Below are 12,941 nucleotides of genomic sequence, written 5' to 3'. Positions count from 1 at the left end.
AGGGTGCAGGGACGACGCATGAGCCACTCGGCGGGCTGTACGACGGGTACGAGGGCTACCGCAGGACTGAGCCCGAGGAGTTGGACCAAGTGGTGCAGTCCGGCATCGTGGCCCTGGACACGAACGTACTGCTCGACCTCTACCGGTACGTGAAGCGCTCCCGGACAGAATCAATCGCCGCGCTCGAAGCGATCGCTCCTCGCCTCTTCCTGCCCGCCCAGGTGCAGAGAGAGTTCTGGCGAAACCGGGACGAGGTCATCCGGGAGATCGTCCGCAAGAATCCGCTCTCCGGTCTGAAGGACGCCAAGCGAAGCGCCCTGGCGGCTCTGTCCGACTGGGGCAGGAACACCATGCCCGGTGCCGACGTGGACGCCTTGAAGAAGGAGGTGGAGTCGACCTTCAATCAGGTGCTCGCGAAGATGCAGCCCAGCGGGCAGGGGCTGAACCTGCGCGCGGCGCTGAGCGACGTGAAGGCGGACCCGGTACTCGGGCAGCTGGAGGCGCTGTTCAGCGGGCGGGTCGGGCGTCCGTTCGACAACGATCGCTTGGTCGAATTGGTGGCCGAGGGACGTGCCCGGTTCGCCCGTCGCATCCCGCCCGGCTACATGGACGCCGAGAAGGCCGACCAGAGCGAGGAGGGAACCGGCGACTTCATCATCTGGGAGCAGTTGATCGTTCAAGCAAGAGACGTGGGGAAGGACATCGTCTTCGTCACCCGGGACTTCAAGGAGGACTGGTGGCGCCTCGACGCGGTCAACAGCCCGATCGGGCCCCGCGTCGAGTTGATCAATGAGATGTGGGACCGGGCCGGGGTCCGGTTCCTGCTCGCAGCCCCCGAAGACCTGTGGGGCGTCGTGTCCGAGAAGTTCCACGACGTCGGGATGAGCCAGAGCACCGTCGACAACGCCGAGCAGTTGAGCGAGGACGCCGACGCGGACGCCCCGGTGCCCTGGACATCAGGCATGTGGGAGGCGCTCGTGGCCCGGCTCGAAGAGTCCGGCTATCCGATCCGGGTCGCCGTCCTTCGCGAGGCCGCTCGGGACCCGAACGGCTTCATCCCGCGGCAACGGGTCTACGAGATCGGCGAGTACGACAGTGGGCGTCTCCTGGTCGGATTCACCCGGCCCATCGCCGGAGCCACGCGGGATCTCATCGCGTCGGGCGACCTGCCTGCCGGCTTGGAACCCGCGCTGCGTGCCCACTACCTCAAGCCCGGCAAGGCCGAAGGCTTCGTCGTTCCTCGTTCCGTCATCGCCGCCCAGGCGAACGAGATTCTCTGACCAGGAGTGGATCACATGGTCAGCGCCATCGGCGCACCGCAACTGGTCCTGCAGTCGCGCGGCGGCCGCAACATCCGGGGCCCGCAGAACTACGCCCACTCCGTTGAGCGGGGAATCCGGCTCAGGGACATCGGGGCGGAGCTTGGGTCCGACCTGGCGGCCCTCACCGCGCTCTACCCCAACGGCGTCGCCCGCTTCTGGGGGTCGACACCGACGAATCAGGTGAACAACTACAAGGCACGAGCACTGCGTGACCGGCGGGTCGGTGATGACGTGCTCTTCTACGCCGACACGGCGTTCTACGCACGGGCCCGGATCCTGCACCTGCTGCGCAACCCGGCCGCGGCGAAGCGGATCTGGGGGACCGACGACGACGGGCGAACCTGGGAACACATGATGGCGCTCGGCGACGTCGAGCACCTCGAGCGGCCCGTCCCCGCCGCGCCGATCCTGCATCGGCTCGGGCTGAGCCTCCCGCTGCGGAGCCTCACCCTGGTCGGCGCCGCCGAGTACGCCATGATCACGCCGCTGCTGGCCGACGAGGGGATCACGCCCCGCACGCCCGTCACCAGCGCTCCTCGCAAGATGACCCGCAAGCGGCTGTTCAAGGCACTGGAGCGACTGGCCGACGCCTGTCGTGGGCACGGCGAGGATCCGGCCGCCCGGCGCCTGCCGGTGACCGCGCTCTGGCACATCGGGCGGATTGCCGACAGTGTGGAAGAGCAGGACGTCAGGCCCGCCCTTGAGCCGATCCTCGAGCGGTACGGTGCGACAGGCGGGAGCCGACCAGGAGTTGCGGAGCGCTCCTGGGAGCTGCGGGACAGCGGGCTGTGGGAGATCGAAGCCGATCCTTCCGCCTTCCACGCGGGACGTGGGTCCATCGCCCCTGCCGCGGATGAACATGTCTCCTCGGCCGGTTTCACCTCGGCGGTGACGGCGCTGCTCGGTGATCCGGAGACTCGGGGCCGCGCGGTGGCCGTGCTGTCGACTGCGCTGTCGGCCGACATCGATCGGGCGGCGTTCCTCGCGGAGGTGGGTCTCGCCGGCTACGACTCGGCGTCAGGGGTGCTGGATGCCGAGGACTTCGCCGGACTGGCGGCGGGTGATCAGGGGCCGGCAAGGCGAAAGACGGTGAGCATCGAGCGCATCATCCGCAGTTCGGCTGTCGCCCAGGAGGTCAAGCGACTCCATGGGCACCGGTGCCAGGTCTGCGGGACCCGGCTGGCGACCAGGTCCGGTTTCTACAGCGAGGCCGCCCACATCAAAGGGCTGGGCAGACCTCACGAGGGCCTGGACCGGATTGACAACGTCCTCTGCCTCTGCCCGAACCACCACGTCCAGTTCGACGCCTTCGCCATCTTCATCGACAGTAACCTCGTCGTACGGTGGGCCGCAGATGGCGAGAAGATTGGCAAGCTGCGGCTGCACGCGAAGCATCCGATCGGACCGGAGAATCTTCGACACCATCGACGGTTCTGCGGCAGGGCGGCCTAGCGCTCAGCGAAGCGCGGCGATGATCTGCCCGACGGAGGTGGACGGATTGCCCTCGGGGGGGCGGGTCGAGCCGATCCGCCCGCCGGCAGGCGTCCTCGATCCGGTCGCGGAAGTTGTCGAAGTCGAGCGCGGTCTTGTCCCAGGCGGGGTCGTGCTCCCGCAGCAGGTCTCGTGCCCTCTTGGCGTTCTCCACGAACCTGGTGCAGTTGTCGTAGTGGAGCAGTAGCCACACCTCGAAGCAGGGATTGGACCAGGCCAGCTTCACATCGGCGGCGACGGCTTCGCGGGTCGCCGGCTCGGTGGCGAAGTCATCGACGTCGCAGACGGCCCACGCCTCGTCGAAGTCGTCGCGCTGCCGGCGTCGCGCGGCACCTCGTACCACGTTGACCGGCGAGCCGCGTTCCGCTACGACGACGACCCGGCAGCGCACCCACGCCTCCTGCTTGAGCCCGTTGAAGTAGGCCCGTTCCGTGGATTCGCCGTTGGTGGCGATCAGAACGGTTGTCCGCTGTTCCCGGTTCGACGGGCGCCGTCGGAGATCGGTCTCGCGGCCACGGCCGGCACGTACCGGACCGGACGCTCTCCGGTCACTCTGCCGCGGCGTCATCCGAACCTCCACGGGTGGCAAGGGCCTGCTCGAACAGGTGGGTGGACAGGTCGGGAACGGCACCGTAGTTGCCGTTCAAATAACGGCGCTGACGGTTCTCGCCCTCCTTGCGAGGCTTGAAGTCGGTCAACGGATACAGCGAGGAAGCACCCTCGTCGTCCTTCTCCACGAACCAGATTTCGTCGCGGCGCAGGATCTCCTCCGCGTCGAGGGTGCCGAGCAGCGCGGCGTCGTGGCTGGTGAAGATGAGCTGACTGCCTAGCGGGTTGGCCTTCTGGCTACGGAACAGGCTGATCAGCTTCGCGGTCAGGATCGGATGCAGGCTGGCGTCGATCTCGTCGATCAGCATCGTGGCTCCGGTCCCGAGCACATCGGCAGCGTGCAGACCGAGGGTGAGGAGCTGGCGGGTACCGGTCGACTGGTCATGAAGGTCGAGCAATGCTGGGCCGTGGGGGCCTTGGTGGGCGAATTGGATCCGGCGCGGTGGTATCGCTGCGGACATGGCTGCTCTTACCCGACCGCGCATACCTCGAGTTGGTCCCTGGCGCCAGGAAACGTCGTCGTTGCTCCGATCGGGGCGGAGCACGACGCCGACGATGCCCACGTCGGCAGCCTGCAACAGGTCGACCACGAGATGACGTACCTGCTCGGCATCCGCCCTGCCGCCGTCGAGCAGGACGGACAGTCCGGAGGCCGCGTCGGCTCGGGGGCTGGCCAGGTAGAACCATCGGTAGGTGTCGTGCAGCGGCTGCGGATTCGTCGGATCCGGTTCCGGGCGGCTGTGCCCGAAGCGAGCGACCGTACTGAGGAACAGGGCGGTCGGCGCGGTGATCCCGGCGATCTGCCCCAGGTCACCGCGGCGACCGGACTCCTCGCCCCAGGCGAATTCGTCCCCGTCGCGTTCGAAGACGCGCCGCCTGCGTCCCAGCGGATAGTGGTAGAGCCACTCCTCCAGCACCCGCTCGTCGTCGATGGTGAAGCCGTAGGTGTGCCGTATCCCGCCGAGTTGAAGATCGACGACGTAGCGCGACGGCTGCGCGCCACCGTCGGGATCCAGCCGGAACGGCTCCCGGGACAGCCCCTCACCGGGCTCGACCGCCCGGTCCGACCCCACGACCATCTCCCGCATGAACGCCAGCGCGCCCAGGCAGTTGGACTTGCCCGAGGCGTTGGCCCCGAACACGCCGACGACCTGGACCGACTGCGGGGCCGATTCGGTCGGCTCGACGCCATCGCCGTAGACGGGCATGAGGTTGAGCTGTTGCTCGTCACGGAACGAGCGATGGTTGGCGAAGCGGAAACTCAGCAGCATCAGCCGTCTGCCCCTCGGTGATGAGCGGTTACGAGCGCATCTCTGCGAGTAAACCACGAGGAAGCGGCGCAAAGCCCGCTGGAAGCAGGCAGCGTCCCCGGCGGGTTCGTCGAGGCCGCGCGTCGATGGTGGCGTACGTCTGTCAAAAACCCGACTCCTTCCTGTATCGGCGGATTGTCCGTCGTCCCGTCGTCCTGAGCCCGATCGCTGAGCTGGGTGTTCTCGGACGAACGGCCGAAGTGTCCGCCATCGGGTCCACTGTGGTCCCGTCAACCGGACCGCATAAACGCCATCCGGTGCGGTACCCGAGCATTCAGGTCGATGGGTAGCGTGTCGGGCACCCTGGGGAGGCTGGAGGACCACCTGTGACGCTGCTGCGCGACCTGATCAAGATCCCGATGTCGGTCGGTGAAGGTGACTTCGTGGTGAAGGCGGCCGAGGGTGCCGACCTGCACCGGTACGTCGTCACCGACCAGCTTCGGGAGAACTTCGCCGGCGCGCTGCAGCGGATCGGCCACGCCGTCACCACCGGCCGATCCCAGGCGATGTTCCTGCACGGGTCGTTCGGTTCCGGCAAGTCGCACTTCATGGCTGTGCTGCGGGAGATCCTGGCACACAACCCCGATGCCCGAAAGATTCGCGGGCTGGAGGGTCCCGTGGTCTCCGCCGACTCCTGGCTGCCCGGGCGGAACTTCCTCACCCTGACCCTGCACATGCTCGACGCGCGCTCGGTGGAGCAGGCAATCCTGGAGGGATACCTGCGGCAGGTCACCGCCGCCCACCCGGACGCGCCGGTCCCCGCCGTACACCGGTCGGACGCGCTGCTGAAGGACGCGGCCGGCCTGCGTCAGGCGATGGGTGACGAGGCGTTCTTCGCGGCGCTGCGCGGCGGTGCCGCAAGCCCCGGTGCGGGCGGCGGCGGTCTGGCCGCGCTGCGGGCCCGCGCTGAGGGCTGGACCCCGCAGCGGTACGCCGACGCGGCCTCGCAGCCACCCGGCACCAAGGACCGCGACGCGCTGGTCAGCGCGCTCACCGAGACCTTCTTCAGCGGCGCGGTGCTCAGCGCCGAGTACCTGGACCTCGACACCGGCCTCGCCGTCATCACCCGGCACGCGAAGTCCCTCGGGTACGACGCGATCGTGCTCTTCCTCGACGAGTTGATCCTCTGGCTCTCCGGCCGGATCGCCGACTACACCTTCGTCAACACCGAGGGTGCCAAGCTCAACAAGCTGGTCGAGTCCGCCGACGCGGCCCGGCCGCTGCCGCTGGTCTCCTTCGTCGCCCGTCAGCGAAACCTGGAGGAGTTCCTCGGCCCGCAGGTCGGCGGCACCGAGCGGGAGGCACTGGCGCACGTGATGCGCAGCGTTCAGGGCCGGTTCGGCGAGATCGTCCTTGCTGACACGAACCTGCCCGAGATCACCGAGAAGCGGCTGCTCAAGCCGAACGACGACGCGGCGCGGTCGGTCATCGACAACGCGTTCGCGGCCGTGCGGCACAACCGCGAGGTGTGGGACATCCTGCTGCTCGGCGCGCAGTACGGCGATGCCGGTATCGGCTCCGACGCCACCGCCTTCCGGCAGCTCTACCCCTTCTCACCCGCCCTCGTGGCCACTCTGGTCGCGTTGTCGCAGGCGCTGCAACGCGAGCGGACCGCTCTGAAGGTGATGACCGAGCTGCTGGTCGAGCGGCGGGACTCCCTGCGGGTCAACGACCTGATCGGAGTGGCGGCGCTCTTCGACCCACTGGTGCTGCACGGCGAGCTGCCCGACCGCCCGAAGCTGCGTCAGCAGTTCGACGCCGCCCGCACCCTCTACCTGCGCAAGCTGCGCCCGATCCTGCTCTCCCTCAACGGTGTCGACGAGGAGAAGGCACCCTCGCACACCCAGTTCCAGCTCGACGACAAACTGGTCAAGACCATCCTGCTCAGCGCCCTGGTGCCCGAGGTGCCGGCCCTGCACAACCTCACCGCCGCCAAGCTGCACGCGCTCAACTTCGGCTCGATCGCCTCGCCGATCCCCGGTTACGAGAACACGATGGTGCTCAACCGGCTCCGCAAGATCGAGCAGGACGCCGGTGAGCTGCACCTCACCGACGACCACGACCCGGTGGTGACGCTCAAGCTGCACACCGTCGACTTCGACAAGCTGCTCGACCTGGTGCCGCACAACGAGACCTCCGCCGGGGTGCGGCAGCAACTGCTCCGCGAGCTGATCAGCGCCGAGATGGGCCTCGCCGGCAGCGAGGGCAGCCACGGCGAGCTGCAGCAGCCGCGCGACTGGCGGGGCCGGCGGCACGTCGTCCAGGTGAAGTTCGGAAATGTCCGCGACCCTGACTCCATGCCGGTCGCTGCGCTGCTGGCTCCCGGCGAGTCGTGGCGGATCGTCATCGACTACCCGTTCGACCCGCAGGACTACCCGCGCAGCGCCGATCGGGCCCGCATCGAGGAGTTGCCTCGAGGCTCCAACACGGTGTTCTGGCTGCCGCTCTACCTGACCGACGACATGATGGGTCGGGTCGCCCAGCTCGCGAAGATCAACTACCTACTCGGTGCCGGCGGCGCGGGGGAGCGGCTCAACACCCTCGCCGCCGACTGGCCGAAGGCCGACCGGCAGCAGGGCCGGGTCTACCTGCTGCAGCGGCAGACGCAGCTCCGCGACGGCCTGATCACCGCGCTCAAGCAGGCGTACGGGGCGGCCAACCCGCAGCCCTCCGACGTGCACGACGACACCGTCGGGGTGCTGCACACCCTGGCCGAAGGGCTGCGCATCGGGGATCCCCGGGGCGGGACGCTGACCGACGCCTTCCGGAACCTCACCGCCGAACTGCTGGAGTGGTCGTACCCGGGCACACCGGCCCTGCCCGTCGACGAGAAGCCGCTCGCCCGTGGCGACCTGGCCAAGGTCTTCGACTATGCCAAGCTGGCCGCCGCCGATCCCACCCACGGTGTCTCCGTCGCCCCCGCCGACCAGAAGATCCTCCGCCGGATCTGCAACCCCCTGCAGCTCGGCGAACTGGTCGACCACCGGTACGTGCTCACCATGAGCACCTGCTTCTGGAGTCGTCACCTGCTGCAGGAGGCGGCGAAGGAGGACTACCGCGACCACTTTCCGGTGCACAAGCTGCGGGCATGGCTGGACGTGCCGAAGCGGCGCGGATTCGACCGCGACCTGCAGAACCTGATCATCGCCGTCTTCGCGTTCGAGCAGCAGCTGAGCTGGTACGACAACGGCGGGAAAGTCAACGTTGCTGCGGTCATCGGCGTGGAGGACCGGTTCGAACTGCGGCACCCGCCGATGCCGTCGGAGGAGACGTGGAAGGCGGCCGTACAGTTCGGGCAGCCGTTCTTCGGCGTGGTGCTGCCCCAGTTCCGCAATCCTGCCAACCTCGGCACCATGGCGGCGGAGATGCGTCGTGTCGCCATGACGTACGCCGGATCTGCCCGCGATCTCGTCTCCAAGCTGCAGGAGCATGCCAAGCCGCTCGGACTGGACGTGGCGTCGGAGACGGGCCGACTCGCCACCGCACGGCGGGTCGCGGAGCTGCTCACGCAGGTGGGCCACGAGCGTGACGACGTCGTGCTCGTCGGCCTGGTGGCGGGCGGACAGAGGTACCTCGAAGGACTGGACGGCCAGGCTGCCAGCGGAGTGTTCAAGCAGGCCCAGAAGCTCAACGCGGGGCTGACCACCACGCAGTGGCCACTGATCAGCGCCATCGAGGCACGGGTCGACTCCGACAGCAGAGCCCGGGCCATCGTCGACCAGCTCCGTGCCGCCGCCCAGGACGAGCACCACGGTTCCGACCTGGTGAGGGCGCTGCAGGAGGCGGTCGGGGCTGCCGCCGCCCTGCTGGCCGAGAGCAAGCCGGTGGCACCGCCGGACCCGAAGCCACCGGTCATCACCCCACCCGTCGGCCCGGGGCCGCAGGTCGTCGTCCCGAGGCCGCGCGACCCCAGCGACCCGGTCCTTGCCCTGCCACCTGCCGCCCACCACGCGGTGGTGCAGGACGAGGAGGCACTGGACCGGCTCGTCTCCGAGCTGCGGTCCGAGGTGGCTGTCGGCCGGCGGCTCAGCGTCACGTGGCAGGTCGACGAGTCGGAGCGGCGATCGTGAGCACCACCCGTGCCGCCGTCCGCCCGGCGGCCGTCCGCCGCAAGGTCGAGTCGTGGCTCGCTGAGCGGGACGGCGCCCACGCCATCGTGTTGCACGCCCGCCCCGAGTGGGGGGACGAGCCGGTTCTCACCGTCGGGGACGTTCCGGTGCGGGTCGTGCCCTGCCCGACACCCATCGCGGCACGGGCCGCGCTGGCCGACCGGGCCGCACCGGAGAAGCTCGTTCTGCTGACCGACCTCACCGACATGGAGCTGGGGGACGGCCTGCTGGCTCACGTCAGCATGCAGAAGGGCCGCAGTGTCGACCCGTGGGACCTGGTCACCCAGGTTTTCGGCGGCCAGGTACGGCTCGACTCGACGCTGGTCCGCATCGGTCGTTGGGTCGCGGACGCCCTCACCGACCTCGCTCCGGCCGAGGGCTGGGCGCCACCCGCCGGTCTCATCCTCACCCGGGACCACGCGCTGCGGCACCTCGCCGGAGCGGTGCTCGGCCTCGACCCCGACGAGCTGGACGGCGCCGGGCTGCTGCAGTGGAGCACCGACGCCCCCACCCAGCTGCGCTTCGGTGACCTGCCCGCCGACTGGGCCGATGGGATCTCCGTGTTCCTCGCGGAAGTGGCCGGCCCGGTCGCCGTGCCGGTGCTGGCCGCTGTACGCGCGGGCCACGGGGTCGACGCCATTCCGCTCGGCCTGCTCGCAGGGGTGCTCTGGCCGCGCCACGTGGAGCAGACGGTCGACGTGGAACTCGTGGTCGCCCGGACCCGGCTCGAGCCGCGCTTCGGTGGCACCCGCCTGACCGAAGCGCAGGCGACCGCCTTCGGAGAAGCCGCGGAGGCGTGGATCTACCGGGCCCTCGACGGCGACGGCCCCGTACGCCACGACGCGCACCGGATGCTGCGCCGGGCGGAGGAGATCGCGTCCGAGGTCGACGTGGCCAACCGGCTCGCCGCCTCGGCTCTGCTGCCCACCGGTTTCGCGCAGCGGATGCGGGCGTTCGGAGCCGCGGTGCAGCTCGCCGTCCCTGTCACGGGAACCGCTGCTCCGACGGCTGAGCTGATCGAGCGGGCGCAGGACCAGCTCGCCGCAGTCGAGGCCCACCGGTCGGCCGACCGAACCCGGGTGGAGACCGCACGAATGGCCGTCCGGCTGCTGCGCTGGCTCGCCGAGCCCGAGGGACCCGCCCCCGCCACGATGCTCGACGCGGTGCACCGTCAGATCCGCGATGACGGATGGGTCGACCGTGCCCGACTGGACGTCTTCGCCGGCGACGTCGACCAGCAGGTCGCCCAGGCGTACCGGCTACTGCACGCGGCAGTCGACACCCGCCGTGTCCGGCACGACCAGGAGTTCGCCGAGCTGTTGCAGGACATGACCGCCGCCGACCGGGAACCCGGAACACTCCTGCGGGTGGAGGACGTCCTGGACCGGGTGATCCGTCCCGTGCTGGACAACGGGCGTCGGGTGCTCATGCTCGTCCTTGATGGCATGGGCGCCGCAGCAGGGATCGAGATCGCCGACTCCCTTGCCCGCAGCGGCGCCTGGACGGAACTGACACCGGCCGGCGGCCCACGGACGGGCGTCCTTGCCGCGCTGCCGACGGTCACCCAGGTCAACCGGTGCAGCCTGCTCAGCGGGCGGCTGGCTGTTGGTGACCGCGGTGCCGAGCTGCGAGCGTTCTCCGCGCACTTTCCCGGCAGCGTCCTCCTGCACAAGTCCAATCTACGGACCCCGGCCGGGCTGGCGGTCGACCCCGAGGTCGCCGCTGCGATCGCTGATCCCGCCGTTCCGCTCGTCGCCGCCGTCATTAACACCATCGATGACGCCCTTGATCGCAGTGAGCCCGGCACCACCGAGTGGAGCACGGCCACCGTCAACGGGCTACGTCACCTGCTCGCCGTCGCCCAGGACCGGGTCGTGGTGCTGGTGTCGGACCACGGCCACGTCGTCGATCGCGGTTCCGAGGCTGTCCACCGCGCGTCCGAGTCGAGCGAGAACAGGTGGCGTCCGGCGACCGGTGTACCAGGCGACGGCGAGTTACTCTTCCGGGGCAGCAGGGTGGCTCTCGCGGGCGGGCAGGCGATCCTGCCCTGGCGGGAGGAGCTACGGTACGGCCCACGTAAAGCGGGGTACCACGGCGGCGCTGCCCCCGCCGAGGCTGCCATCCCGCTGCTGCTCTTCGCCGCGCACGACGAGGGCGCCGTCCCCGGCTGGGCGGGAGCGCCGGTGTCCAGCCCGGAGTGGTGGCGGGAGCCGCTGCGGCCGGCGGCTGCGGGGACAATCTCCCGCGAGGCCGCTCCGCCGGGGAACAAGCGCTCCGCCCGCCGCTTCACCCGCCCACCCGTCCAGGACGAGGGCCTGTTCGACCTGCCGGCTCCGGTCACGGCCGCTCCGCCGCCGCCGATGGCTCTGCCCTCTCCGGCCGATCCCGCAACGGCTCTCGTCGACGCTCTGCTGGCCAGTCCCGTGTACGTCGACCGTCGTGACACGCGGGCACCCCTGGCCGACGAGCGGGTGGCCGCCATGGTCGCCACCCTGATCGCGGGCAACGGGCGGGCGACCCTGGAGACGCTGGCCACCCGGGCCGGTGTCCCTGTGCACCGGGTCTCCGGCACGTTCACCGCCCTGCGCCGCCTGCTGCAGGTCGAGGGATACCCCGTGCTCAGCCTGGACCCGGACGGGCAGACCGCCAAGCTGGACATCGCCCTCATGATTGAGCAGTTCGGGCTGGCGCCGTCGTGACGCTCGAGGTGAGCGCCCGGCGGCGCAGGGACATCGTGGACGCCCTCCGCCGGGGTGCCGTGCCCGCCAACGGGTTGGACGCGCTGGCCGTCGGACTCGACCGCTTCACCGTAGCCCTCGACGAGGACCTCGACCGGGTGGCTGGTGGTGGCAGCGTGTTCAAGGCAGTACGTGGCGAGTACGGCGCGGGCAAGACGTTCTTCACCCGCTGGCTGGGGGAGCGGGCCAAGCGGCGGGGATTCGCGGTGGCCGAGGTGCAGGTCTCCGAGTTGGAGACACCTCTGCACCGGATGGAGACCGTCTACCGCCGGCTGGTTGAGCAGTTGACCACCGAGCAGTTCGCCCCGAGCGCACTGAGACCGGTGCTCGATGGCTGGATCTTCGCCCTTGAGGAGGACGTGCTGGCCGCCGGCACGGCCGTCGAGGCGGACGCGGACGGGCTCGACCGGGCCGTCGGCGAACTGCTCGAACGCCGACTGGCCGACATCTCCCGGAGCACACCGGGCTTCGCCGCCGCGCTTCGGGGCTACCGAACCGCCAACGCCGGCGGTGACCAGGTGACTGCGGGCGGCCTCGCCGCCTGGCTGGGCGGACAGCCGCACGTCGCGGCCACCGCGCGACGGACGGCGGGTGTCAAGGGCGACCTCGACCACTTCGGGGCGCTCAGCTTTCTGCAGGGTCTGTTGACGGTACTGCGGGACAGTGGCCACTCCGGCCTACTCCTGGTGCTCGACGAGGTCGAAACGTTGCAGCGGGTACGGTCGGACGCCCGGGACAAGGCCCTCAATGCGCTCCGGCAGTTGGTCGATGACATTTACTCCGGGCGCTTCCCCGGCCTGTTCCTCCTGATCACCGGCACCCCGGCGTTCTTCGACGGCCAGCAGGGCGTGCAGCGGCTCGCCCCACTGGCCCAGCGCCTCGCCACCGACTTCGGACCGGAACCGCGCTGGGACAACCCTCGCGCCACTCAGATTCGCCTGCCTGGCTTCACGGGGGCCGCCTTGGTCCAACTGGGTACGCGGGTACGCGAGATCTACGGCAGCAGCAGGGTGACCGATCGAGTCGATGACGACTACCTCGGCGAACTCGCGCGTGCCGTCGCCGGAAGGCTGGGTGGCCAGGTCGGGGTCGCCCCGCGGGTCTACCTGAAGAAACTCGTCGCCGACGTCTTCGATCGGGTGGACCAGTTCGCCGACTGGAACCCCCGGGACCACTACGAGCTGACGCTGCGCTCCGACGAACTGACCGAGGTCGAGCGGAATGCCGCGTCTGCCGACGACGTCGACCTGACACTATGAACGACGAGCCACAGCGCGACCCGTGGTGCTTCACCACGTGGTCAACAGTCTCGGCTGGCCGGAACTTCGTCCGCCGCAGCAGGCCGCGGTCGCACCGCTGCTC

Annotated in this window: 6 protein-coding genes and 1 pseudogene; 5 read left to right on the top strand and 2 right to left on the bottom strand. The window is 69.7% G+C overall.

Going from position 1 to position 12,941, the window contains the following annotated elements:
• Positions 1-89 precede the first annotated feature (89 nt).
• Together ACPFP2_RS03230 and ACPFP2_RS03225 are read left to right on the top strand one after the other, a co-directional pair.
• Positions 90-1,280 carry a PIN-like domain-containing protein gene (locus ACPFP2_RS03230; RefSeq protein WP_424085914.1) on the top strand — a complete coding sequence of 397 codons (1,191 nt, stop codon included), beginning with the start codon at positions 90-92 and terminating at the stop codon, positions 1,278-1,280.
• A gap of 15 nt (positions 1,281-1,295) precedes the next feature.
• Positions 1,296-2,774, top strand: coding sequence for an HNH endonuclease (locus tag ACPFP2_RS03225; RefSeq protein ID WP_424085912.1), 1,479 nt, complete (start codon positions 1,296-1,298; stop codon positions 2,772-2,774).
• A 73-nt stretch (positions 2,775-2,847) separates the two neighbouring features.
• Here ACPFP2_RS03225 and ACPFP2_RS03220 read toward each other — a convergent pair.
• Both ACPFP2_RS03220 and ACPFP2_RS03215 read right to left on the bottom strand, forming a co-directional pair.
• A pseudogene (locus ACPFP2_RS03220) lies at positions 2,848-3,381 on the bottom strand (RloB family protein); the annotation flags it as partial.
• A complete protein-coding gene (locus tag ACPFP2_RS03215; RefSeq protein ID WP_424085911.1) occupies positions 3,362-4,693 on the bottom strand; it encodes an AAA family ATPase in 1,332 nt (443 codons plus the stop codon). The pseudogene ACPFP2_RS03220 and the gene ACPFP2_RS03215, both read right to left, overlap by 20 nt.
• Before the next feature lie 365 nt (positions 4,694-5,058).
• Here ACPFP2_RS03215 and ACPFP2_RS03210 point away from each other — a divergent pair, with 365 nt between their 5' ends.
• The 3 genes from ACPFP2_RS03210 to brxD are packed head-to-tail and all read left to right on the top strand — an operon-like array spanning position 5,059 to position 12,838.
• Entirely contained in the window at positions 5,059-8,802 is a 3,744-nt protein-coding gene (locus tag ACPFP2_RS03210; protein WP_424085909.1) for a phage resistance protein, read from the top strand.
• The gene (pglZ, locus tag ACPFP2_RS03205) at positions 8,799-11,540 is read left to right on the top strand and encodes a BREX-2 system phosphatase PglZ (RefSeq protein ID WP_424085907.1); all 2,742 of its coding nucleotides are present in this window, start codon (positions 8,799-8,801) and stop codon (positions 11,538-11,540) included. The genes ACPFP2_RS03210 and pglZ overlap by 4 nt, the downstream gene beginning before the upstream one ends.
• Positions 11,537-12,838, top strand: a complete 1,302-nt coding sequence (gene brxD, locus ACPFP2_RS03200) for a BREX system ATP-binding protein BrxD (protein ID WP_424085905.1) — start codon at positions 11,537-11,539, stop codon at positions 12,836-12,838. The genes pglZ and brxD overlap by 4 nt, the downstream gene beginning before the upstream one ends.
• Positions 12,839-12,941 lie beyond the last annotated feature (103 nt).

Source organism: Micromonospora citrea (assembly GCF_049629545.1).
Lineage (GTDB): Bacteria > Actinomycetota > Actinomycetes > Mycobacteriales > Micromonosporaceae > Micromonospora > Micromonospora citrea_A.
Note: the sequence above shows the minus strand (reverse complement) of the source record. Positions and strands in the feature narration are given on the sequence as shown.

Excerpts from the sequence above, each read along its gene's own strand:
- ACPFP2_RS03215 (WP_424085911.1), bottom strand. The coding sequence starts at position 4,693 with ATGCTGCTGAGTTTCCGCTTCGCCAACCATCGCTCGTTCCGTGACGAG.
- ACPFP2_RS03225 (WP_424085912.1), top strand. The coding sequence starts at position 1,296 with ATGGTCAGCGCCATCGGCGCACCGCAACTGGTCCTGCAGTCGCGCGGC.